Here is a 24,121-nt window from a genome sequence, read left to right as displayed (position 1 = left end):
CGACTCCCGGACCGTGATGGTCCCGGACGGTCTGGCCGGTGAGCGGCTCGACGCGGCGCTGTCCCGGCTGTTCGGCGTGTCCAGGACCAAGGCCGCCGAGCTGATCGAGTCCGGTCTGGTCCAGGTCGACGGCGCCCCGGCCGCCAAGTCGGCCCGCGTCTCCGCCGGTGTGCTGCTGGACGTCGAACTGCCACCACCGCCCGCCGAAGTCACCGTCGTCCCCGAGACCGTCGAGAACCTCCGGATCGTGTACGACGACGACGAGATCATCGTGGTGGACAAGCCGGTCGGTGTGGCCGCGCACCCGTCTCCGGGATGGACCGGCCCGACCGTGATCGGCCACCTGGCCGGCGCCGGGTTCACCATCTCCACCAGCGGTGCCGCCGAGCGCAAGGGAATCGTGCACCGGCTCGACGTCGGCACGTCCGGGCTGATGGTCGTGGCCAAGACGGAGTACGCGTACACCGTATTGAAGCGCGCCTTCAAGGAGCGGACGGTCAAGAAGATCTACCACGCGCTGGTCCAGGGCCACCCCGACCCGTTCACCGGGACCGTGGACGCGCCGATCGACCGGCACCCGCACCACGACTACAAGTTCGGCGTCGTCGCGGGCGGCAAGCCGAGCGTGACCCACTACGAGACGCTCGAGGCGTTCCGGTATGCGACCCTGCTCGAGATCACCCTCGAGACCGGCCGCACCCACCAGATCCGCGTCCACATGGCAGCGATCGGCCACCCGTGCTGCGGCGACCTCACCTACGGCGCCGACCCGGTCCTCGCCGAGCGGCTCCAGCTCAACCGGCAGTGGCTGCACGCGATGCGGCTCGGCTTCGACCACCCGGGCTCCGGGGAGTACGTCGAGTTCACCTCGCAGTACCCGGCCGACCTCGACCACGCGCTCGATCGGCTGGTCGACAGTCAGTGAAGCTCTACCTGTCGTCGTTCCGCCTCGGCGACCATCCCGAGCGCCTGGTCGCACTGCTTCCGCCGGCTGCTCGGGTGGCCGTCATCTGCAACTCGATTGACGCCGAGGATCCCGCCGTACGCCGGGAGAAGGTCGCCGAGGAGGTCGCCTGGCTGACCGACCTCGGCCTCCGCCCGTCGGAGCTCGATCTGCGTTCCTGCACGGGCGAGGAGCTGAAGGCACGGCTCACGGAGTACGACGGCCTCTGGGTGCGCGGTGGCAACGTCTTCGTGCTGCGTGCCGCGATGGCGCGGAGCGGAGCCGACCAGATCCTGCCGGAGCTGATCACCTCCGAGCAGATCGTGTACGCCGGTTACAGCGCCGGACCGTGTGTCCTCGCACCGAGTCTGCGCGGTCTCGAGTTGTGTGACGACACCGACGCGGTCGACGGCGAGCTCCTCTGGGACGGGCTCGGCGTGCTCGACCACGCGATCGTCCCGCACCTCGACTCACCCGGTCACCCCGAGACGGAGCTGGTGGCCAACGTGGCCGAGCTCTACGACCGGACCGGCGTACGGTATCTGCCCATGCGCGACGGCAAGGCCCTTCTCATCGACGGGGACCACCGCGAGCTGGTCTAGAGCTGCTCTGCGAGCCTGACCACGGCCGCGATCACTTCTGGCCCATGGACCAGCGCTGCATCGTTGTGGTCGGCTCCCGGGATCTCCACCAGGTCCTTCAACGTCGGCGCCGCGTCAGCCACCTCACGGCTCTGCTCAGGCGGTACGACGGAGTCTTCGCTGCCGTAGACCACAGCAACCGGTGCCTTCACGCCGGCCAGCTGCTCAGCCAGTGGGAACTTGTCGCGAAGCAGCAGCCCGACCGGCAAGAACGGGTAGTGGACCTGCCCCACTGACGCCAGGTCGACGAACGGCGACCGCAGTACCAGCCCACCCGGCGCCACCGAGGTCGTCAGCTCGGTCACCACCGCAGCCCCGAGGCTCTCACCGAAGTACACGGTCCGCTCAGGCGGTACGCCGGACTCGACCAGATAGCGCTGTGCCGCACGCACATCCCGGGCCAGCCCTTGCTCACTCGGACTGCCCTCGTTGCCGCCGTACCCGCGGTAGTCGAACAGCAACACGGTCAGGCCCTCAGCGGCCAGCGCCTGCGCGAGTGGAGCCCGTCCGGCCCGGTTGCCACCGTTGCCATTGGCGACGAGTACGGCGACGCCGCGGTCTGGCCCTCGGGGCCGCAGCAGCCAAGCACCCAGCTTCACGCCGTCACTCGTCTCCAGCACCACGTCCTGGGCCCCCGCACTGGCACTCACCGCAGTCGTGTCGGGCAGGTAGATCAGCTGCCGCTGGTACCCCCAGAGCACAGCCAGCAGCAGGAGGGCCACCGACACGACAATCAGCGCTACCCGCACCATTCCCTCAGTGTGCGCCCTGAGCCGGTCTCAACAGCGCACTTCCGGCCTACCCTGAGGCATGGCGGAGTCGAAGCCAGTGGCGACGGCTCGCGGCCGGCTACCGGCCGAGCTGACGAGTTTCGTGGGGCGGCGTCGTGAGCTGGCAGACACGAGGCGGTTGCTGTCGAGCAGCCGTCTGCTGACCCTGACCGGCACCGGCGGAGTCGGCAAGACCCGCCTGGCGTTGCGGATGGCAGGAGAGGTACGACGTACCTTCGCCGACGGGGTGTGGTTCGTGGAACTGGCCGCACTACGCGACCCGACGCTGCTCGGGCACACCCTGGCCGGCGCACTCGAGCTGAGTCAGGTGTCTGCCAACCCGACCGCTGACCTGGCCGAGTACCTCGAGGACAAGCACCTGCTGCTGGTGCTGGACAACTGTGAGCAGGTCGCCGAGGCGTGCGCCGTACTGGCGAGCAAGCTGCTGGCCGCCGCCCCACAGCTCCGGATCCTGGCGACCAGCCGGCACGTGCTGGGTGTGGAAGGTGAGCAGGTCCTCGCGGTGCCCCCGCTGTCCACGCCGCCGATGGAAGCTCTGGCCGCCGACGCCGATCAGTACGAGTCGTTGGTGCTGTTCACCGATCGGGTCCGTGCCGTGCTGCCCGAGTTCGAGATCGACGAGCGGAACCGGGCTCAGGTGATCGAGGTGTGCCGGCAGCTGGACGGCGTACCGCTGGCGCTCGAACTCGCGGCGGTCTGGATGCGGACGCTGTCGTTGGCGCAGATCCTCGACCGGCTCGAGGACCGCTTCCGGCTGCTGGCCACCGGACGGCAGGCCGGACCAGCCAGGCAGCAGGCGCTGGACGCCGCCGTGACCTGGAGCTACGACCTGTGTTCCCCGGCTGAGCGGCTGCTGTGGGAACGGCTGTCGGTGTTCGCCGGCGGCTTCGACCTCGAGGGCGCGGAGGAGGTCTGCTCCGGCGACGGCATCGCGCGCGACGAGGTGCTCGATCTCGTCGCCGGGCTGGTGAACAAGTCGATCATCACCCGCACGATCGTCACCGACCACTCGATCGTCGCCTGGTACGACATGCTCACCACGATCAGCCAGTACGGCGGGATGCGCCTGGCCGAGGCCGGCCGGACCCGCGAGATCCGGGTCCGGCACCGCGACTTCTACCGGATGCTGGCCGCGCAGTGGGAGGCGGACAGTTTCAGCCCGCGGCAGGCCGACTGGTACATCCGGCTGCGGCGCGAACACGAGAATCTCCGGGAGGCCCTCGACTTCTGCCTGGCCGAGCCGGGCGAGGGGGCGGCCGCGCTGGAGATCGCGGCGCCGATCTGGAACTTCTGGTTCGCCGGCTTCCTGCGCGAGGGTCATCGCTACCTCAGCCGGGCGATCGACGCCGCGCCGGAGCAGACGCCGACCCGGGCGATGGGGATCTGGGCCGGCGCCTATCTCGCCATGTTCCTGGGCGAGTCCGAGCAGTCGACGCGGCTGCTGGCCGAGTGTGCGGAGCTCGCGGAGCGGTACGACGACGAGCAGTTGCGGGCCCGGATCGCCGAGGTGGAGGGCCAGGCGCTGATCTACCAAGGTGATCTCACCGGAGCCGTCGCCCGGCTGGAGCGCGGCCTGGCCGGCTACCGCACGGTCCAGGACCGGCTGGGCGAGTTCGACTCGCTGATCTTGTTGTCCGCGGCAACCTTCTTCCTCACCGATCCGCGGGTCGAGGAGTTCAGCCGGCAGGCGTACGAGCTGGCCGATTCCCGGGGCGCGGCCTCGTCGAAGGCCTACGCGCTGTGGACCGTCGGCATCGTCCGATGGCGCGACCACGACCAGTACGAGTCGGCGACGCACTCCTTCCGGGAGGCGATCCGGCTGTGGCAGCCGATGAACGACCACACCGGGATCGCCTTCTGCGTCCAGGCACTGTCCTGGTGTGCTGGATCGGACGCGCCCACCGAGCGGGCCGCGCGGTTGATGGGCGCGTCCCGGGCGGTCTGGCGGTCGAGTGGTGCGCATGTCGACGAGACGACGCCGTACAGCCAGTTCGACGACCGGACCGAGCAGCGGATCCGGGCCGCGATCGGTGACGCGGCGTTCGACGAGGCGTTCCAGGCGGGGGCGGCGTACTCCTTCGACCAGGCGGTCACGCTGGCGCTGGGGGAGGAGACCGAGCGGGATCGGGCGGCGAAACCGGGGATGGCGGGCCGGCTGACCCGGCGCGAGCACCAGATCGCGGTCCTGATCGGCGACGGCCTGAGCAACCGGGAGATCGCCGCCCGCCTCGTCATCTCCCAGCGCACCGCCGAGACCCACGTCGAGCACATCCTCAGCAAGCTCGCCTTCTCCTCCCGCACCCAGGTCGCCCGCTGGGTCGCCGAGCACCCCGAGCGGTAACGTTTCCACGCATTCTCCGTACCGAAATACGTAGGCGTCCCGATGTCTTCGCCGGGCGGCCTGGGGATCCTTGGTGACAACGTTATCCCCTGTTGGCGAGGTCCCGATGCCCGTAACGAGTTGCCTACCGCTCCGGGGCAGCGCGCGCGATTGGTGGCGGAGCGCGGTCGTCTACCAGGTCTACGTGCGGAGCTTCGCCGACTCCGACGGCGACGGCATCGGTGACCTCGACGGCGTCCGGCAGCGGCTCCCGTACCTGCGCAGCCTCGGCGTCGACGCACTCTGGCTCAACCCGTTCTACCCCTCGCCCCAGCACGACCACGGGTACGACGTCGCCGATTATCGCGGCGTCCATCCGGAGTACGGGACGCTCGAGTCGTTCGACCGGCTGATCAGGGACGCCCACCGCCTCGACCTCAGGGTCATCGTCGACGTCGTACCGAACCACTGCTCGATCGAGCACCCCTGGTTCACCGCGGCGCTCGCGGCCGGCCCTGGGAGTCCGGAGCGGGCCCGGTTTCATTTCGCAGACGGTCATGGTGACCAGCCTCCGAACAACTGGCGGTCGATCTTCGGCGGGTCCGCGTGGGAAAGGGTGCCCGACGGCCAGTGGTACCTGCACACGTTCGCGGCCGAGCAGCCTGACTTCAACTGGCGGCACCGGGACGTCGCGGCGGCCTTCGAGGAGGTACTGCGCTTCTGGTTCGACCGCGGCGCGGACGGGCTGCGGATCGACGTCGCGCACGGGTTGCACAAGGCCGAGGGGCTGCCGGACCACGAGCACGCCGACCACGACGAGCTGACCGGCGACCCGATCAACCCGCACGCCTGGAACCAACCCGAGGTGCACGAGGTGTGGCGCAGCTGGCGAGCGATCGCGGAGGAGTACACGCAGCGGACCGGGCGGGAGCGGGTCCTGGTCGGCGAGGTCGGCCTGCTCGACACCGAGCAGCTCGCGCGGTACCAGCGCCCGGACGAGCTGCACCAGACCTTCTTCTTCGAGTTCCTCCGCGCCGAGTGGGACGACCGGTCGCTGTACGACGTGATCGACCGGGGCCTCGAGACGATCGCCGGGTCCGGATCTTCCGTCGCCTGGGTGCTGAACAACCACGACATGCCGCGGTCCGTCACCAGGTATGCCGGGGGAGCACCGGGCGCCGGACCCGGCGATCTCGAGCTCGGCGTGGCCCGGGCGCGTGCCGCTGCGCTGCTCATGCTGGCGTTGCCGGGGTCGGCGTACCTCTATCAAGGCGAGGAGCTGGGGCTGCCGGAGGTGACCGACCTGCCGGAGCACCTGCTGACCGATCCGATGTTCCACCGCACCGGCGGCGTCCGGCGCGGCCGGGACGGTTGTCGGGTGCCACTACCGTGGAGAGCAGAACACGACTCCTTCGGCTTCTCACCGGACGGCGGCTCGGGTACGACGTGGCTACCGCAGCCGGACTGGTTCGCGGATCACGCGGCGGACCTGCTGCTCGGTAGTGGCGACTCGATGCTGCACCTCTACCGCGAGGCCCTGTCGCTGCGGCACCGGATCCCTGTACTCGGCTCCGGCGAACTCCGCTGGCTGCCGACGGAGCCCGGCGTACTGGCGTTCACCCGAGGCGACGGCTTCGCCTGTGCCGTCAACTGCTCGCCCCGACCGGTCTGCAACCCGGTCGATGGCACCCTCCTCCTCGCCAGCGACGCGGAGGCCGGCGAGAAGCTCCCCTCGAACAGCGCCGTCTGGACCCTCCTGGAGGGCGAGGCGTGATCACGAGCATGTGGATTCTCATGATCATCACCGGTGTGCTCGCGATCCTGATGGTGCGCGACGTGGCGCGCGACCTGAGGGACCGCTGATGCCGGCGACCCCCTAGACCGGCTGACCTGGCGTCCTGAGTCCCCTGCTCGGCGCCAGGTCGGCCGCTCCATCCTTACCGCTCCCTCCGGCCGGGAAGGATGGAGCGCCTGCCCCGCCGGCGGGCTGCCGCGGCCGGCGGGGCATGGCGAGAACTGGTGTTGTTCTGGTGCGGTCCACGCCCGGATATCGGGCAGCGGAGGCTGCTCCCGGTGAGCCGGTGAAGAACTGTCGGCGGGCCCGATTAGGCTGCTGCAGTCACCCACACTCACGCCCTGGGAGGTCTGCGCAGACATGGCGTCCAGCGACAGTTTCGTGCATCTACACGTGCACACCGAGTACTCCATGCTGGACGGCGCCGCGCGGATCGACGAGTTGTTCAAAACAGCCCAGGAAATGGGCATGCCGGCGATCGCCACCACCGACCACGGCTACGTGTTCGGGGCGTACGAGTTCTGGAAGACGGCGAAGAAGTACGACGTCAAGCCGATCATCGGCGTCGAGGCGTACCTGACCCCGCACACGCACCGCAGCGAGCGGAAGCGGGTCAAGTGGGGCGATGCGAACTCGGGCCGCGACGACGTGTCCGGTAGCGGTGCCTACACGCACATGACGCTGCTGGCCAAGAACACGTCCGGTATGCACAACCTGTTCAAGATGAGCTCGCTGGCCAGTCTCGAGGGCTACTACTTCAAGCCCCGGATGGACCGCGAGCTGCTGAACACCTACGGCCAGGGCCTGATCGCGACCACGGGCTGCCCGTCCGGCGAGGTGCAGACCCGGCTGCGGCTCGGGCAGTACAAGGAGGCTGTCGAGGCGGCCGCGGAGTTCCGCGACATCTTCGGCAAGGAGAACTTCTACTGCGAGCTGATGGACCACGGCCTCGGCATCGAGCGGAACATCCAGAAGGACCTGCTCAAGCTGGCCCGCGAGCTCGACCTGCCGCTGGTGGCCACCAACGACCTGCACTACACCAAGCCCGAGGACTCCACCGCGCACGCCGCGCTGCTGTGCGTCCAGTCCGGCTCGACGCTGTCCGACCCGAACCGGTTCAAGTTCGACGCGAACGAGTTCTACGTCAAGACCGCGGCCGAGATGCGCGAGGTGTGGAAGGAGCTGCCGGAGGCGTGTGACAACACGCTGCTGATCGCCGAGCAGTGCGATGTCAGCTTCACCGAGGGCGAGGGCCGGTTCATGCCCCGGTTCCCCTGCCCCGACGGTCACAACGAGGAGTCCTGGTTCGTCGCCGAGGTCGAGACCGGCCTGCACAAGCGGTACCCCGAAGGCATCCCGGACCAGGTCCGCAAGCAGGCCGAGTACGAGATCGAGGTCATCACCTCGAAGGGGTACGCCGGCTACTTCCTCGTCGTCGCCGACTTCATCAACTGGGCCAAGGAGCACGGCATCCGGGTCGGTCCGGGCCGTGGTTCCGGTGCCGGTTCGATGTGTGCGTACGCGATGCGGATCACCGACCTCGACCCGCTCCAGCACGGTCTGATCTTCGAGCGGTTCCTGAACCCCGAACGTATGTCGATGCCCGACTTCGACATCGACTTCGACGACCGCCGCCGCCCCGAGGTGATCCGCTACGTCACCGAGAAGTACGGCGACGACCGGGTCGCGATGATCGTCACCTACGGCACCATCAAGGCCAAGCAGGCGATCAAGGACGCCGGCCGGGTGCTGGACTACCCGTTCGCGATGGGCGACCGGATCACCAAGGCGATGCCGCCGTCGGTGATGGGCAAGGACATCCCGCTGTCCGGTATCTTCGACTCCAGCCACAAGCGGTACTCCGAGGCCGGCGAGTTCCGGCAGCTGTACGAGTCCGACCAGGACGTCCGCAAGATCGTCGACACCGCCCGCGGCCTGGAGAACCTGAAGCGTCAGTGGGGTGTGCACGCGGCCGGCGTGATCATGTCCAGCGAGCCGCTGATCGAGCTGATCCCGATCATGCGCCGCGAGCAGGACGGCCAGGTCATCACCCAGTTCGACTACCCGAGCTGCGAGACGCTCGGCCTGGTCAAGATGGACTTCCTGGGCCTGCGCAACCTGACGATCATGGACGACGCGGTCAAGAACGTCGAGGCCAGCCGCGGGATCACGCTGGACCTGGACGAGCTGGCCAAGTCCCTGGACGACGGCCCGACCTTCGAGCTGCTCGGCCGCGGTGACACCCTCGGCGTGTTCCAGTTCGACGGCGGCCCGATGCGGGCGCTGCTGCGGCTGATGAAGCCGGACAACTTCGAGGACATCTCCGCCGTCGGCGCGCTCTACCGGCCCGGCCCGATGGGTGCGAACAGCCACACCAACTACGCCCTGCGCAAGAACAAGCAGCAGGAGATCAGCTACCCGCACGACGAGCTCGCGGTCGCGCTCGAACCGATCCTGGGGACGACCTACGGTCTGATCGTCTACCAGGAGCAGGTGATGGCGATCGCGCAGCAGCTCGGCGGGTACACGCTCGGCAAAGCGGATCTGCTCCGCCGCGCGATGGGCAAGAAGAAGCGCGAGGTGCTGGACGCGGAGTACGTCGGCTTCTCCGAGGGGATGAAGGCGAACGGCTTCTCCGACGCGTCGATCAAGGCGCTCTGGGACGTGCTGGTCCCGTTCTCCGACTACGCGTTCAACAAGGCGCACTCGGCGGCGTACGGGCTGGTCTCGTACTGGACGGCGTACCTCAAGGCGAACTACCCGGCGGAGTACATGGCCGCCGTCCTGACGTCGGTGAAGGACGACAAGGACAAGATGGCCATCTACCTGAACGAGTGCCGCCGGATGGGCATCAAGGTGCTGCCGCCGGACGTGAACGAGTCGGACTCGAACTTCACCCCGGTCGGCACCGACATCCGTTTCGGCCTGTCCGCGATCCGCAACGTCGGCGTCAACGTGGTGGCCGAGATCGTCGCGGCCCGCGAGGAGAAGGGCCGGTTCACCGACTTCGTCGACTTCATCGACAAGGTGTCGCTGCCGGTCTGCAACAAGCGGGTGATCGAGTCGCTGGCCAAGGCCGGTTCGTTCGACTCGATGAGCCACGCCCGGCGCGCGGTCGTCGCGGTGCACGAGCAGGCCGTCGACGAGGCGATCGACCTGAAGCGGAACGAGGCGCACGGCCAGTTCGACCTCTTCTCGATGGGCGACGACGACGCGGACGAGGGAGAGGGCAACAGCCGGCTCACCGTCACCGTCCCGGAGATCGAGGAGTGGGACAAGGCGACCAAACTCGCGCACGAGCGGGACATGCTGGGGCTCTATGTCTCCGACCACCCGCTGTTCGGTGTCGAGCACGTGCTCACCAACGGCAGCGACTGCACGATCGGTCAACTGCTCGCCGACGAGGACCGGCCGGACGGCAGCCAGGTGACCATCGGCGGTCTGGTCACCGCGGTGCAGCGGAAGGTGAACAAGCGCGGCGACATCTACGCGATCGTCACCATCGAGGACCTGGAAGGTTCGATCGAGGTGATGATGTTCTCCTCGGCGTACCAGTTGCACGCACACCTGCTGAGCAACGACGCGATCATCCTGATGAAGGGCCGGGTCCGCCGGCGCGAGGACCGGCTCGAGCTGAGCGGCTCCGAGGTGATCGTGCCGGACCTGACCGAGGGCCCGAGCGGACCGGTGGTCATCACGATGCCGGTGAACCGCTGTACGCCGCCACTGGTCGAGCAGCTGCGGGACGTGCTGCAGTCGCATCCGGGGATGACCGAGGTGCAACTGCGCTTGCAGGCCCGGCAGAAGACGACGGTGATGCGGATCGGCGACCGGTTCCGGGTCACTCCGACGTCGTCGCTGATGGCGGACCTGAAGGCGCTGCTCGGTCCTTCCTGCCTGGCCAGTTGAGGCCTGGGGGAATCTGTGCGGCACACTGTCGAGGTGACGCAACCTCAGTCTGACCAGCCTTCGCCGTACCTGCCCCCGCCGTCGGGGGTTCCGTTCGGTACGCCGCCTCCGCCGGAGCCGGCGATGCCGTGGGCGAAGGCGATCGCGGTCACCGCGATCGTGTTCCTGGTCGCCGGCGTGGTGGCCGGATGGGCGTGGCAGCAGTTCTCGCCGCTGGCGCAGTACACCGTGGACGAGAACGGCGGCGCGCTGGGCGAAGAGCAGATGACCCGGATCTTCGGGCCGGACGGCACCTTCACCGCGATCGGCTTCATCACCGCGCTCGTGCTCGGCGGTGCACTGTTCTGGTGGCTACGGAACTACGGTCCGTGGTCGGTCGCGATCGTGGCGCTCGGCGCGGCGCTCGGCTCCGGCGTCGCGTGGGGCGTCGGCATGCTGCTCGGCCATGACCCGATCCAGCCCCGGCTGGAGGCGGCCAAGCCGGGAGATCTGGTCGCGGCGCCGCTCGAACTGCATACGTGGACCCCTGCTGCGGCATGGTTGGTCGGTGCGGCGCTGGCGGCTGCGATCATCGCCGCCGCCACCTGGCGCTCCGAACCGGTTGCAACCACATCGCAACCTGGCGCGTCAGAGACCTCGCCGCAGGTGCACTAGCCTGTCTGGTCGGGTCGGGATCACCAGAGACGACCCAGCCAGTGGGTGAGGCCACTGGACCACGTGAGGGAGCATATGTCCGACCAGAACACCCCGCCCAACCCGCAGTATCCGGGTGCCGGCGCTCCGCAGAACAACCCGAACCAGTACGGCGGCCAGCAGGGGCCGGGCGCACAGCGTCCGCCTATGAGTGCCCAGGGCAACCAGCAGGGCCCGTGGCCGCAGCAGGGGTCCGCGGACCGCCCGCAGCAGGGCCGTCCTGGTCCGGCGCCCCAGGGGCAGCCGCAGTACGGACAGCCTGGCCCGCCGCAGTACGGCCAGCCTGGACAGCAGCAGCCTGGGCAGTACGGTCGGCCTGGCCCGCAGCAGCCGCAGTACCAGCAGGGTGGGCCGCAGTACGGTCAGCCTGGTGCACCGTCGTACGGGCAGCCCGGTCAGCAGGGCCAGCCCGGCCCGCAGCAGTACGGCCAGCCCGGCGGGCAGGCGTCGTACGAGCAGATGCACGTCGGTGGACAGCCGCCGCAGGGGCCCGGGTTCGGTCCGGGACAGCACCAGTGGCAGCCGGAGCCGAAGAAGAAGCGCGGCAAGCTGATCCCGATGATCGCGGCGCTGGCCATGGTGCTGGTCGTCGCCAGCGGCGGCATCTTTGCCTACGGCAAGCTCAACGGCGGCAAGCAGCCGGCCGCGGTGCTGCCGGGGAACGCGGTCGCCTACGCCCGCGTCGACCTGAACCCGTCGGCCGGCCAGAAGGTCGCCGCGATCCGGTTCATGCTCAAGTTCCCCTCGGTCAAGGAGAACCTCGGCCTGACCGGCGAGAACGACGACCTGCGGCAGAAGCTCTTCGAGAGCATCAAGAAGTACGCCGGTGACGATCTGGCCGACGTGAACTACGACCAGGACATCAAGCCGTGGCTCGGCGAACGCGCCGGCCTGGCCGTGCTGCCGGCCGCCGACGGCAAGGACGAGCCGACCATGGTGGTCGCCGTCGAGGTGAAGAACGAGGGCGACGCCGCCAAGGGCCTCGACAAGCTGATGGCCAAGGAGGACAAGAAGCCCGGTCGCGCGTTCAGCAACGGTTACGTGCTGCTCGCCGACGACCAGGCGACCGTCGACCAGGCCGTTGCCACCAGCAAGGACAACCCGCTGGAGAAGAACGCAAAGTTCAGCGCGGACATGGACGCCCTCGGCGAGCAGGGTTTCGCCTCGGTCTGGGCCGACATGAAGGGCATCGCCGACATCTCGGGCAAGGTGCAGTCGGAGCAGTTGGCCGGCATCTCGGACGCGACGATGGCGGCCGCGCTGCGGTTCGACTCGTCGTACGTCGAGCTGAAGGGCATCGCCCACGGTGACCAGAGCGTCAAGGTCGACGGGGCCGACGCCGGTGAGCTGATCGGGCAGCTGCCCGACACGACGGCCGGTGCGATCGCGGTGTCCGGCGGCGAGAGCCTGATCGACACGATGTGGAAGCAGCTCGAGAAGGCCTCGAACAGCAACATCCAGGAGCTGACCGAGGAGTTCAAGGAAGAGACCGGGCTGACCCTGCCCGACGACCTGAAGAGCCTGCTGGGCAAGAACCTGGCCGTCGCCATCGACAAGGACGCCGGCAACGGCCCGAAGATCGCGGCCCGGATGGAGACCGACCCGGCCAAGGCCGAGCCCGTCGTGGAGAAGCTGACCACCCTGCTGCGCAAGGAGTCGTCGGCCAACATCCCGATCGAGAGGGCCAAGGACGACGACTCGCTGGTGATCGCCACCGACCAGTCGTACGCCGAGCAGGTGCTGAAGGGCGGCAACCTCGGCGGGACCGAGAACTTCAAGCAGGCCCTGCCCGACACCAAGGGCGCGGTGACGATCGGCTACATCGACTTCGAGGCAGCCGGCTCCCTGAGCAAGAAGTTCAGCTCCGACAAGGACCTGGCGGCCCTGCGCTCCGGCGGTTTCGTCGTCCGCTCCACCGGCGACGGCAAGGCCGAATTCGGCCTCCGAGTCGTCGCAAAGTAGTAGTTCTGCCGAAGAAGCCCCGGACAGCCGCTGCATGGCCGTCCGGGGCTTCTGGTTGTCCGGGGGCCGGTCGCGGGTGGGATGTCGAAATCGGGGGAGTGGTCTCTACCTCCTAGTGAAAGCACCCACCACTGGAGGTAGAGATGAACCACTTCACCGACATTCGGACCATCGGCGTACCGGTTGGCGACCAGGACCGGGCGGTCGCGTTCTATACCGGGACGCTGGGGTTCGAGCTGTTGATGGACGCACCGCTGCCCGAGATCGGCGGCCGGTGGATCGTGGTCGCCCCGCCCGGCGCTCCGACCAACCTTGCGCTGTCGCCCGCTGCGAACGACCAGCCGGCCGACACCGGAGTACGACTCGTCACCCCCGATGCCACCGCTGCGCACAAGCACCTGCAGTCGGAGGGCGTCGACACCGACGAGCTGATCGCCTGGCCTGGCGTCCCGCCGATGTTCACCTTCCGCGACCAGGACGGCAACACGCTGTACGTCGTCCAGGAATGATCAACCGGGGAACGGCACCCCGGTGAGCGAGCCGCAGACCTCGAGAAATGCGCCCTGGACCTCGGAGTCCGAGGCCGCGGGGTGGGTCGCGTGCGGGCGGAGGTGGTAGTAGTACCCGCCGCTGGGCGTGGTCGGAGCCGTGGCCAGCCAGACCTGGGTGAGGTGCGCCTGGTTGAGATCGCCGGGCGCACCTCGGCCGCCCATCTTCGTCGCCACCCAGCCCGGGTCGACGGCGTTCGACAGTACGCCGGGCCACAGTCGCGCGACCGCGAACGCGAGGATCACGTCGTGCAGCTTCGAGTCCGAGTACGCCCGCGATCCGCTCCACCGGCGCCGGACCCACTGGAGATCATCCAGTACGACGTCACCGCTCTCGTGCATGCCGGAGCTCAGGTACACCAACCGCTCCGGTCGCTCGATCAACGCGGTCAGCAGGTACGGCGCCAGGGCGTTGATCGCGAACACATGCTCCAGCCCGTCGACGGTCTCGATCCGCGATTCCTGATAGCCGACCGCGGCATTGTGGACTACCACGTCGAACCGCCCGGACTCGTTCGCCTGCCGAGCCACGTCACGTGTCTCCGCAATGCTCGAGAGGTCACCGACCAGCACGCCCGCGGCCTTCGGTAACGCACCCAGCGCATCGTCACCGCGCCGCTCGTTGCGCGCGTGCAGCACAACCTCGTGCCCTTGGCCGATCAACTCACCCGCCACCATCCGACCAAGCCCGTCAGCCGACCCAGTCACCAGAATCCGTGCCATGGTCCCCACTCTGCCAGGCTCACACCAGCACGTGTCCGCCATCGACGCTGACGATGGTGCCGGTCGCGTAGCCCTGGTCCATCAGGTAGACATAGGCGGCCGCGATGTCGGACGGCTCGCCCACCCGGCCCACGGGCAGGACCTTGGCCGTCTCCTCGTACAGCGCCTCCGGTGCCAGGTCGGACCACAGGGGAGTACGAACCATGCCGGGCTTGACGGCGTTGACACGGATTGGCGCGAGTTCGACAGCAAGCGCCCGGACGAGGGAGTCCACCGCGCCGCAGATGCCGGCCGCGACGGACCAACCCGGCCCGGGACGATCGGCCGCCGCACCGGTCGTCAGTACGACGGAACCACCCGGACGGATCTTGGACGCCGCCGCACTGACCGCACCGAGGGCGCCGAAGTACCTGACCTCGAAGGCTTGACGAGCCCGCGCCAGATCCATCGACGCGACCGCGAGCAAGGTCAGCGATTCGCCGGCTGTGAAGACGAGATGGTCGAAGGGTTCGAGGCCATCGAAGAAGGCCGTGACCGCCTCGGCGTCGGTCAGGTCGAGTGCCTTGCCGGACGCCGACGAGGGCAGGGATTCGAGTGCGCGTTTCACCGACTCCGGGTTGCTGGAGGCAACGATAACGGTCGCGCCCTGATCGGCGGCGAGCTGTGCGGTCGCCAGTCCGATCCCCGACGTACCGCCGAGAATGACAACGCGCTGGTCCTGCAGAGTCATGGAGGAACTGCCTTTCGTGGTTGGGATCTCTCCTCCACACTGCGCTTGCACGACCGCAGCGGTCCAAGACCTGTTCGGGCGTCTGTAATACTCTGAAGGTATTATGGATGTCGACCTCCGCAAGCTCAGGTACTTCGTCGCGGTCGCCGAGGAACTGCACTTCGGCCGGGCCGCCGATCGCCTGCATATCGCCCAGCCCGTGCTGTCCCGGCAGATCCGCGCCCTGGAGGACGAGTTCAAGGTCCAGCTGTTCGCGCGCACCAAGCGTTCGACCGAGCTGACGGAGGCCGGTCGCCAGTTGCTCGACGACGCCCGGCCGCTGCTCGCCTCGGCCGAGGCGATGCGCCGGCGCGTGGTCCAGGCGGCCCGCGGGCCGAAGACGTTCACCATCGGCTTCATGCCCGGGATCACCGTGACTCCGGCTGTCCGGGCGTTCGGCGCAATCCATCCCGACGTCGAGGTCGAGGTGATCCGGACGACCTGGGTCGACCAGGTGGACGTGCTGCACGACGGCCGGGTCGACGTGAGCGTCGTCCGGCTGCCGATCGTCCAGGAGGGGCTGAGCATCCGGCCGCTGTTCGAGGAGCCGCGGGTCGCGATGCTCCGGTCCGACCACCGGCTGGCCGGCAAACCGGAGATCGACATCGCCGATCTCGCCGACGAGCATCTGCTGCAGCCTCCGGACGCCGTACCCGAGTGGCGGGACATCGCGCTGGAACTGCGCACCGGCCAGGCGAAGCCGGTGCCGGAGATGCGCAGCGTCGAGGAGAAGATGGAGCACGTCGCGGCCGGGAGTGGCGTCTCGATCATCCCGCTGTCGGTAGCAACCTTCTACCAACGCCCTGACGTGGCCGCCGTACCGGTGACCGACATCGCCGCCAACAAGGTCTGCCTGGCCTGGATGGCATCCCGCCGTTCCCGCCTCATCTACGACTTCGCAGAGCTCGCCGTCACGGTCGACTGGACACCCCAGACCTGATCTGCCCGATCGGGCACCGCCGATGGGGCTTTCCCGATGGCAGCATGTGGCGATGACGAGGTGGGGGATCGCTGCGGTGTTGGTGTTCGCGTTGGCCGGGTGCGGTGCGCGGCTGGTCCGCCAGCTCGGGTGCTTCCTCGGCGGATCATCGACCCTCTGCCCAGAGCCTTGCCACCTTTTCGGTCTGGTTCTGCACGTTGAGTGCGTCCACCTGGATGCGATGATCGGCGTCCGGGGGGTTCGCAGCGTCCGCCTCGTGGAGCATTCGGAACTCATCGTCAGTCAGCCAGATCTTGCGGGACGCCGCACGCCGCATCGCCTCTGGCAAACCGAGCGTCATGTGCACGATCAGGCACCCGGGTAGCTCCCGCCTGTACAAGTCGCAGGTCTCTGGCGTGAGCACGTCAGCGACGACGACCTCAATGCCCATGGCCAGGAAATTGCGAGCGAGGCCGCAAGCGTTTGTCACACCGAGCCGTTGCTGTTCCCGGCCTTCCTTTCCCTCCCACGGAGCGGCCGCGCCGGTGACGACGAACTGGCGTACGTCATCCACATCGATGAAGGCACACCTTGGGCGACCTTCCGCCAGGGCACGCGCTGTCACACTCTTTCCTACCGCGGGCCCACCCGTGAGGATCAACGGTGGATGAGTCATCGCTTCTCCGGAGGTCGTCTGCGGGACCACGGTATCGACACACGTCTGCTCAGCTGCCGCGATCCGCGCACAACTGCTGTTCACTGGTGTCGTGGTTGCGCAGGATCAGCGCCTGGGGATGGCGCACTTGGCCGATGGCGGGCGGGTGGCCTATGCCCTGACAGGCAGCGGGCCGTTCCTGCTGGTTGCGCCGGGATGGCTCAGTCATCTCGAGCTCGGATGGGCCATCCCCGCCGAGCGCATGTTCCACGAGTCGCTGTCGTCGGGCCGCACGTTGGTGCGCTACGACCGCCCTGGTTGTGGCCTCTCGGACGCCTACGACGGCCCTCGCACGATGGCGCTCGAGCTTGCCACGATCGCCGCGGTGACCGATGCGCTCGGCATTACCCGCTGTGACGTCCTGGGCTGGTCGCTTGGGGCGGCGGTGGCCGCGCAGTGGGCTGCCGATCAGCCGGAGAAGGTTTCGCGTCTGGTGCTCTACGGCGGTTGGGCGACCGGTGACGCGATCGGCGACGAGGACAGCAAGCGGCACATGCTGGGCCTGCTTGCCTCTCACTGGGGTCTGGGATCAGACCTGCTCACCGATCTTTTCGCACCCGAGGCTGATGCCGGCACCCGCCACGCGCTCGCCCGCTACCAGCGCGCAGCCTCCTCGCCCGAGACAGCGGTCTCCTTGTTGCGTCTCGCTTACGCCCTGGACGTGCTTCCGAGCCTCGCGCGGGTGCAGGCGCCGACGCTGGTGCTGCACCGGAGCGGAGACCGAGCCGCTCCGTTCGAGCAGAGCAGGGTGCTCGCCGACGCGATCCCGGGCGCCCAGCTCGTGGAGCTCGTGGGCCGCTCGCACCTTCCTGCCATCGGGGATGTGGAGTCGCTGGTCGAACAGGTGCGACGCTTCCTCGGACTGCCACGACTACGAAGGACCGTTCCCACGGGACTCACCGTCCGCCAGACAGAAGTCGCGGCCCTCGTGGCGGAAGGCCTCACGAACCGCCAGTTGGCGGATCGCCTGGGCATCACCGAACGGTCCGCCGAGTCGCACCTCGAGCGGATCCGGCTGCGGCTCGGGTTCAGATCTCGTTCCCAGGTCGCAGCCTGGTACGTCGCGCGAAACCCCCACAAGTGAGGTAGTTCCACGGCTGCGCCGGGGACGGCCGCCCCCGCAGCATGGAGACATGACCCGACGCCCTGCCCATCTCCTCCTCTCGGCCGCCGCCTGGCTGGGGTTCTTCGTTGTCACCGTGTGGACGATCGCCTTCCTCGCCGGCGTGGTCGTCCCCAGGACCGTCGACGGACCCGACCGCACGACGACCGCTCGCGCGGTCGCCATCGACCTGGCGCTCCTGCTGTTCTTCGCCGTCCAGCACTCGGTGATGGCGCGTCGTCAGGTGAAGTCATGGCTGAGTCGGCGGATCCCGGCGGCGCTCGAACGTACCTACTACGTGCTCGTCACAGACATCTGCCTCGCGCTCCTGCTGGTGCTCTGGCAACCCTGGGGTGAGCAGATCTGGCACGTCGAGGGCCCGGTCGCGGTCATCGCCTGGTCACTCTTCGCTGCAGGCTGGGTGCTGGCGATCACCGCTACCTTCGCGGTGGATCACCTCGAACTCGTTGGGCTGCGGCAGGCCGGATGGGCGGCCGCCCGAGACCCCGGTCTCACCTCTGACCTCTATGTCGGCGGTCTCTACGCCGTCGTGCGGCACCCGATGATGACGGGGCTGGTGCTGGCCTTCTGGGCGACACCACGGATGGGCGCATCGCATCTTCTCTTCGCTCTCGCCGCGACCGGCTACATCGCCGTTGGGATCAGGTTCGAGGAGCGCGACCTCCGCAACACCTTTGGAGCGTCGTACGACGACTACGCCGCCCGTGTCCCCGCCCTCTTGCCCAGACTTCCCATCCGGCGAGGCCCGGTGCACAGCCCAGACCCTTCGCGTCGTCCGACGCATCAGCGGTGGACGCAGTAGCGGCCGAACAGGACCGGAACCTGGTCGATCTGCAACTCGTCCAGCGCCACCACCACCACCCCACCCGTGGTGCTACTCGCCGACGAGTGCCTCCAGGAGGCTTTCGCCGTACTTGGCCAGTTTGTTCTCGCCGACGCCGCTGATCTTGCCGAGCTCGGCGAGTGTGCTCGGGAGGTCGGTGGCGATCTGGCGGAGGGTTGCGTCGTGGAAGATGACGTAGGCCGGAACGCCCTGCTCCTTGGCGACGCCGGCACGCCAGGTCCGCAGGCGTTCGAAGACCGGGGCGGCCTCGGGGGAGAGGTCCGCAGCGGCCTTCTTCTTCGAGCCGGACGACCTCGACGAGCGGCCGACCCGCTCCGGCTCGCGGCGCATCATCACCTCGCGCCGACGGCTGAGCACCTCGCCGCTCTCCTCGGTGAGCACGAGGGTGCCGTAGTCGCCTTCGACCGTGAGCAACCGCTGCGCGAGCAGTTGCCGGACCACGCCGCGCCACTCGGAATCCGTCAGCTCCGTGCCGATCCCGAACACGGTCAGCTGCTCGTGCCGGAACTGCTTGACCTTCTCCGTCTCCTTGCCGAGCAGGATGTCGATCAGTTGACCGGCGCCGAACTTCTGACCGCGCTCATGCTGCAACCGATAGACCGTCGACAGCAGCTTCTGCGCAGGGATCGTCCCATCCCACGACTCCGGCGGCGTCAGGCAGGTGTCGCAGTTCGCACACGGGTCCCCGTGCTGACCGAAGTACGCGAGCAATTGCGACCGACGGCACTGCACGGTCTCGCACAACGCCAGCATCGCGTCGAGATGCGCGCTCAACCGGCGGCGATGGGAGAGATCACCCTCGGACGTGTCGATCATCTTCCGCTGCTGTACGACGTCCTGCAGCCCGTACGCGAGCCACGCCGTCGACGGCAGTCCGTCCCGGCCGGCGCGCCCGGTCTCCTGGTAGTAGCCCTCGACCGACTTCGGCAGATCGAGGTGCGCGACGAAGCGCACATCAGGTTTGTCGATCCCCATACCGAACGCGATCGTCGCGACCACGACCAGGCCGTCCTCGCGCAGGAACCTGGCCTGGTTGGCCGCGCGCGTCCGGTTGTCCAGACCCGCGTGGTACGGCAACGCCTCGATACCGTTCTTCGTCAGGAACTCGGCCGTCTTCTCGACACTGTTGCGGGACAGGCAGTAGACGATGCCGGCGTCGCCTGCGTGCTCGGTGCGGAGCAGATCGAGAAGTTGCCGCTGCGGGCTGTCCTTCGAGACGATCCGGTACTGGATGTTCGGCCGGTCGAAGCTGGCCACGAAATGCTTCGCGTCGGCCAGCTTCAGCCGGGTCGCGATCTCCTGGTGCGTCGCCTCGGTCGCCGTCGCGGTGAGCGCGATCCGCGGTACGTCGGGCCAGCGCTCGTGCAACTCCGACAGCATCAGGTAGTCGGGCCGGAAGTCGTGGCCCCACTGGGACACACAGTGCGCCTCGTCGATCGCGAACAGCGCGATCTTGCCCTGGTCGAGCAAGCGCACCGTCGCCTCGACCCGGAGCCGCTCGGGCGCCAGGTACAGCAGGTCCAGCTCACCGGCCAGGAAGGCCTGCTCGACCTCTCGCCGTTGCTCGAAATCCTGAGTGGAGTTGAGGAATCCGGCCCGCACACCGAGCGCGGTGAGCGCGTCCACCTGGTCCTGCATCAGCGCGATCAACGGCGAGATCACCACCCCCACGCCGGATCTGACCAGGGCGGGGATCTGGTAGCACAACGACTTCCCGCCGCCGGTCGGCATCAGCACCAACGCGTCCCCACCGGCGACGACGGTGTCGATGATGTCGGCCTGCTGACCGCGGAAGGCGTCGTACCCGAACACCCGGCGGAGCACCTGCAGTGCTTCGCCGGCGGATTCGTCCAGGACTGTGGCTGTCTCGGTCACCCGGCGATTCTAGTGAGATCCACGAGACGACAAAGGGTGCCGAGCTGGAACCTGTGGATTACTCGACGATCTCCCCGCGATACGTGCCGATACTCCACAGATTGCCCTCGTGATCCTTCACGGTGAAACCGCGCGATCCGTAGTCCTCGTCCCGTAGCCCGCGGACGACGACCGCCCCGGCGCTGATCGCACGCGACAGCAGTTGGTCCGGGTCCTCGTCGACGACGAGATAGACCGACTGCGGATGATCGGCCAGCCAGGAGAAGTCGTCCGGCTCCTGCTGGCGCCCGACCGAACTCACCATCACGCCGCCACCGGCCGGCCAGGCCAGCTCGGAGTGCGCGATCGATCCTTCGGTCTCGCCGGGGTACAGGCAGACCTGAGTGAAGCCGAGTCCCTCGGTGAGGAACTTCAAGGCTGCGTGGCCGTCGTGGTAGACCAGTGTCGGCCAGACGCCGACGACGATCTTGTTCTCTGTTGTCGTATTCATACCCCCGACTCTGCGCCTGCACCGACCGTCTCGTCTTGAACGTTTGGGAGGACCTCCTCGGTCAGCCACTGTCGCGGCGAGCAGCCGGCGATCGTGTTCCACTCCCGGGTCAGATGGGCCTGGTCGGCGTACCCGAGCTCGGCCGACAGGTCCGCCAGCCGGAGCTTCGGATACCGCCGGAGCTGCCCGACCGCCTGCTCGAACCGCATCACCCGGGCAGCCACCTTCGGCCCCAGCCCGTATTCATTGGTGAATCGGTCCGTCAGATGCCGTCGGCTCCACCCGACCTCTGAAGCCAGGTCCTCGACGCCGACCGCCCCGGCCGTCTCGCGGAGTCGCCGCCAGGCCCAGCCGAGCTCGGCCCGCGTCTCCGGCGCGGGCTCGTCCGCCCAGTGCTCGAGCAGCAGGTTCTCGACCAGGTCGAAGCGCTCGACCCAGGTCCTCGCCTCCCGCAATCGCTCGCCGACAACGTGCGCCGGGCTGCCGAGGATGTCGTCCAGCTCCACCACCATCGACGCGAGCTCGCCGGGCGGCAGGCCGAGCAGAGCCCGCGCTGCGGCCGGTCGGAGGGCGAGCTGGATCCCGGACCGATTGGGCGACTGGCTGATGTGGACGGCGGTCGAGTGCAGCCCGCCGACGACGGTGTCGAACATCCTGACGGGGGAGCCCGGCCAGGCGAGGCCGAGCGGTTCGTCGAGGGTGATGACGAGCGTCAGGTACTGCGAGGGGAGGCCGCGGTGCAGTGCGGGCAGTTCGCCGGGATACGCGTAGCCGGTGACCTCGGCGACGTACGGGCGCAGAGCGGGGTGCACTCGCCGCGAGTGGAACTCGAACCCCGTCATGTTCACAGGCTAGGTCTGTCCGTGGACACTTTCACTTCCTCCGCGATGCGGGACCGGCGTACCGCCATCTGGACGCTCATGGCACCATGTTGAAATCTGCCCCACCCCACCGCGTGGTCAGGCAGATGAGTCGTCCGGCCAACGCAAGGAGATGTCGTCGTGCCTGCACTGAGGTCCCGTACCGTCACCCACGGCCGCAACATGGCGGGCGCCCGCGCGCTCATGCAGGCCTCCGGGGTCGCCCGGGAGGACTTCGGCAAGCCGATCATCGCGGTGGCGAACAGCTTCACCGAGTTCGTCCCCGGCCACACCCACCTCGCGCCGGTCGGCCGGATCGTGTCCGAGGCGATCCACGCGGCCGGCGGGATCGCCCGTGAGTTCAACACCATCGCCGTCGACGACGGGATCGCGATGGGCCACGGCGGGATGCTCTACAGCCTGCCGTCGCGGGACCTGATCGCGGACTCGGTCGAGTACATGGTCGAGGCGCACTGCGCCGACGCGCTGGTGTGCATCTCGAACTGCGACAAGATCACCCCGGGCATGCTGATGGCCGCGCTCCGGCTGAACATCCCGACCGTGTTCGTCTCCGGCGGTCCGATGGAGGCCGGCCGGGCCACGCTGGTCGACGGGACGGTGCGCAAACTCGACCTGATCGACGCGATGTCCGAGGCCGTCAACGAGAACGTCTCCGACGCCGACATCCTGCGGATCGAGGAGAACGCCTGCCCCACCTGCGGTTCGTGTTCGGGCATGTTCACCGCGAACTCGATGAACTGCCTGACCGAGGCGATCGGGCTGTCGCTGCCGGGCAACGGCTCGGTGCTGGCGACCCACACCGCGCGGAAGGCGTTGTACGAGAAGGCCGGCGAGACCGTCGTACAGATCACCAAGCGGTACTACGACCAGGACGACGAGACCGTGTTGCCGCGCACCGTCGCGTCCCGGGAGGCGTTCGGGAACGCGATGGCGCTGGACATCGCGATGGGCGGGTCGACGAACACGATCCTGCACCTGCTCGCGGCCGCGCAGGAGGCGGAGGTCGACTTCGACCTGGACGACATCAACGCGGTGTCGCGCCGGGTGCCGTGCCTGGCGAAGGTCGCGCCGAACGTGGCACCGGGCGGGACGTACTACATGGAGGACGTGCACCGGGCCGGCGGCATCCCGGCGATCCTCGGTGAGCTGCACCGGGCCGGACTGCTGAACGAGAACGTGCACACCGTGCACAGCGACTCGATCGACGAGTGGCTGAAGACGTGGGACCTGCGCGGCGGATCGCCGTCGCCGGAGGCCGTCGAGCTGTGGCACGCGGCGCCGGGGTGCAAGCGGTCGGCGACGGCGTTCTCGCAGTCGGAGCGGTGGGACACGCTGGACACGGACGCGGCCGGCGGATGCATCCGGGACCTCGAGCACGCGTACTCCGCTGACGGTGGACTCGCGGTGCTGAAAGGCAACCTGGCCGTCGACGGCTGTGTAGTGAAGACGGCCGGTGTGGACGAGTCGATCTGGACGTTCCAGGGTCCTGCGGTGGTGTGTGAGTCGCAGGACGAGGCGGTCGAGAAGATCCTCGCCAAGCAGGTCCAGCCGGGTGACGTCGTGGTGATCCGCTACGAGGGCCCGAAGGGCGGCCCCGGCATGCAGGAGATGCTCTACCCGACGTCGTTCCTGAAGGGCCGCGGCCTCGGCAAGGTCTGTGCGCTCGTCACCGACGGCCGCTTCTCCGGCGGCACCTCCGGTCTGTCCATCGGTCACGCCTCCCCGGAGGCCGCGTCGGGCGGCACCATCGCCCTGGTCCGGGACGGCGACCAGATCCGCATCGACATCCCCAACCGCTCCATCGAGCTGCTGGTCTCGGACGAGGAGCTTTCGACCCGCCGCGCCGAGTTGAACGGCGTCTACGCCCCGAAGAACCGCGACCGCAAGGTCTCCCAAGCCCTCCGCGCCTACGCCGCCATGGCCACCAGCGCCGACAAGGGCGCCGTCCGCACCATCACCAACCTCACCTAAGCCACCCCACCCCCACCGCGGCCCTGCCGCACAACCCCCAATCTCAGGGGTTATCCACTCACGTTGGGGGTTGCCCACTCGGAATCTCAGTGGGCAACCCACAACCTCGGGGGCTAACCGGCTCTCCTGTCTGATGTGTGGGTCAGTTTCGGCCGGGGAGGGGTGGTCGGTAGCCGCCGAGGGTGAGCATGGCGAGGGCGATGAGGGCG

The 24,121-nt window shown here is 68.3% G+C and carries 19 protein-coding genes; 12 read left to right on the top strand and 7 right to left on the bottom strand.

Going from position 1 to position 24,121, the window contains the following annotated elements:
* Positions 1-16: 16 nt before the first annotated feature.
* Complete coding sequence (locus EV652_RS00095) at positions 17-925, top strand: RluA family pseudouridine synthase (RefSeq protein ID WP_132207678.1); 909 nt, start codon at positions 17-19, stop codon at positions 923-925.
* A complete protein-coding gene (locus EV652_RS00090) occupies positions 922-1,545 on the top strand; it encodes a Type 1 glutamine amidotransferase-like domain-containing protein (protein ID WP_132206876.1) in 624 nt (207 codons plus the stop codon). Before EV652_RS00095 ends, EV652_RS00090 begins: the two co-directional genes overlap by 4 nt.
* Here EV652_RS00090 and EV652_RS00085 read toward each other — a convergent pair.
* On the bottom strand, positions 1,542-2,336 hold the full coding sequence (locus EV652_RS00085; protein ID WP_132206875.1) for an alpha/beta hydrolase: 795 nt from the start codon (positions 2,334-2,336) through the stop codon (positions 1,542-1,544). The genes EV652_RS00090 and EV652_RS00085 overlap by 4 nt on opposite strands.
* A 58-nt stretch (positions 2,337-2,394) precedes the next feature.
* On the opposite strand from EV652_RS00085, the gene EV652_RS00080 reads away from it, so the two are divergent.
* From EV652_RS00080 to EV652_RS00055, 6 genes are all read left to right on the top strand, one after another.
* A complete protein-coding gene (locus tag EV652_RS00080; protein ID WP_132206874.1) occupies positions 2,395-4,716 on the top strand; it encodes an ATP-binding protein in 2,322 nt (773 codons plus the stop codon).
* Between the two features lie 106 nt (positions 4,717-4,822).
* Positions 4,823-6,469 (top strand): glycoside hydrolase family 13 protein, encoded by a 1,647-nt coding sequence (locus EV652_RS00075; RefSeq protein ID WP_132206873.1) that lies wholly within the window; start codon positions 4,823-4,825, stop codon positions 6,467-6,469.
* Between the two features lie 381 nt (positions 6,470-6,850).
* Complete coding sequence (gene dnaE / locus EV652_RS00070) at positions 6,851-10,399, top strand: DNA polymerase III subunit alpha (protein ID WP_132206872.1); 3,549 nt, start codon at positions 6,851-6,853, stop codon at positions 10,397-10,399.
* 33 nt (positions 10,400-10,432) lie between these two features.
* The gene (locus EV652_RS00065) at positions 10,433-11,053 is read left to right on the top strand and encodes a hypothetical protein (protein WP_242001461.1); all 621 of its coding nucleotides are present in this window, start codon (positions 10,433-10,435) and stop codon (positions 11,051-11,053) included.
* Between the two features lie 75 nt (positions 11,054-11,128).
* Complete coding sequence (locus EV652_RS00060; protein ID WP_132206871.1) at positions 11,129-13,054, top strand: DUF3352 domain-containing protein; 1,926 nt, start codon at positions 11,129-11,131, stop codon at positions 13,052-13,054.
* A 143-nt stretch (positions 13,055-13,197) separates the two neighbouring features.
* Positions 13,198-13,563: a VOC family protein gene (locus EV652_RS00055; RefSeq protein WP_132206870.1), complete on the top strand. Its 366-nt coding sequence runs from the start codon at positions 13,198-13,200 to the stop codon at positions 13,561-13,563.
* On the opposite strand, the gene EV652_RS00050 is transcribed toward EV652_RS00055, so the two are convergent.
* Positions 13,564-14,325 (bottom strand): SDR family NAD(P)-dependent oxidoreductase, encoded by a 762-nt coding sequence (locus EV652_RS00050; RefSeq protein ID WP_132206869.1) that lies wholly within the window; start codon positions 14,323-14,325, stop codon positions 13,564-13,566.
* Positions 14,326-14,344: 19 nt separating this feature from the next.
* The gene (locus EV652_RS00045; protein WP_132206868.1) at positions 14,345-15,055 is read right to left on the bottom strand and encodes an SDR family oxidoreductase; all 711 of its coding nucleotides are present in this window, start codon (positions 15,053-15,055) and stop codon (positions 14,345-14,347) included.
* 103 nt (positions 15,056-15,158) lie between these two features.
* Between EV652_RS00045 and EV652_RS00040 the strand changes: the two genes are divergently transcribed.
* Positions 15,159-16,034: a LysR family transcriptional regulator gene (locus EV652_RS00040; protein ID WP_132206867.1), complete on the top strand. Its 876-nt coding sequence runs from the start codon at positions 15,159-15,161 to the stop codon at positions 16,032-16,034.
* Positions 16,035-16,179: 145 nt separating this feature from the next.
* On the opposite strand, the gene EV652_RS00035 is transcribed toward EV652_RS00040, so the two are convergent.
* On the bottom strand, positions 16,180-16,638 hold the full coding sequence (locus EV652_RS00035; protein WP_158441055.1) for a hypothetical protein: 459 nt from the start codon (positions 16,636-16,638) through the stop codon (positions 16,180-16,182).
* A 142-nt stretch (positions 16,639-16,780) separates the two neighbouring features.
* Here EV652_RS00035 and EV652_RS00030 point away from each other — a divergent pair, with 142 nt between their 5' ends.
* Positions 16,781-17,812, top strand: a complete 1,032-nt coding sequence (locus EV652_RS00030; protein ID WP_242001460.1) for an alpha/beta fold hydrolase — start codon at positions 16,781-16,783, stop codon at positions 17,810-17,812.
* Between the two features lie 49 nt (positions 17,813-17,861).
* A complete protein-coding gene (locus EV652_RS00025) occupies positions 17,862-18,653 on the top strand; it encodes a methyltransferase family protein (protein ID WP_132206865.1) in 792 nt (263 codons plus the stop codon).
* A 72-nt stretch (positions 18,654-18,725) separates the two neighbouring features.
* On the opposite strand, the gene recQ is transcribed toward EV652_RS00025, so the two are convergent.
* The 3 genes from recQ to EV652_RS00010 are packed head-to-tail and all read right to left on the bottom strand — an operon-like array spanning position 18,726 to position 21,902.
* Positions 18,726-20,570 carry a DNA helicase RecQ gene (recQ, locus tag EV652_RS00020; RefSeq protein ID WP_199237930.1) on the bottom strand — a complete coding sequence of 615 codons (1,845 nt, stop codon included), beginning with the start codon at positions 20,568-20,570 and terminating at the stop codon, positions 18,726-18,728.
* A 58-nt stretch (positions 20,571-20,628) separates the two neighbouring features.
* Positions 20,629-21,060, bottom strand: coding sequence for a VOC family protein (locus tag EV652_RS00015; RefSeq protein ID WP_132206864.1), 432 nt, complete (start codon positions 21,058-21,060; stop codon positions 20,629-20,631).
* The gene (locus EV652_RS00010) at positions 21,057-21,902 is read right to left on the bottom strand and encodes a helix-turn-helix domain-containing protein (protein ID WP_132206863.1); all 846 of its coding nucleotides are present in this window, start codon (positions 21,900-21,902) and stop codon (positions 21,057-21,059) included. Before EV652_RS00010 ends, EV652_RS00015 begins: the two co-directional genes overlap by 4 nt.
* A 159-nt stretch (positions 21,903-22,061) precedes the next feature.
* Here EV652_RS00010 and ilvD point away from each other — a divergent pair, with 159 nt between their 5' ends.
* Entirely contained in the window at positions 22,062-23,912 is a 1,851-nt protein-coding gene (ilvD, locus tag EV652_RS00005; RefSeq protein ID WP_132206862.1) for a dihydroxy-acid dehydratase, read from the top strand.
* The last annotated feature ends 209 nt before the right edge of the window (positions 23,913-24,121 follow it).

This window comes from Kribbella steppae (genome assembly GCF_004342025.1).
GTDB lineage: Bacteria > Actinomycetota > Actinomycetes > Propionibacteriales > Kribbellaceae > Kribbella > Kribbella steppae.
Note: the sequence above shows the minus strand (reverse complement) of the source record. Positions and strands in the feature narration are given on the sequence as shown.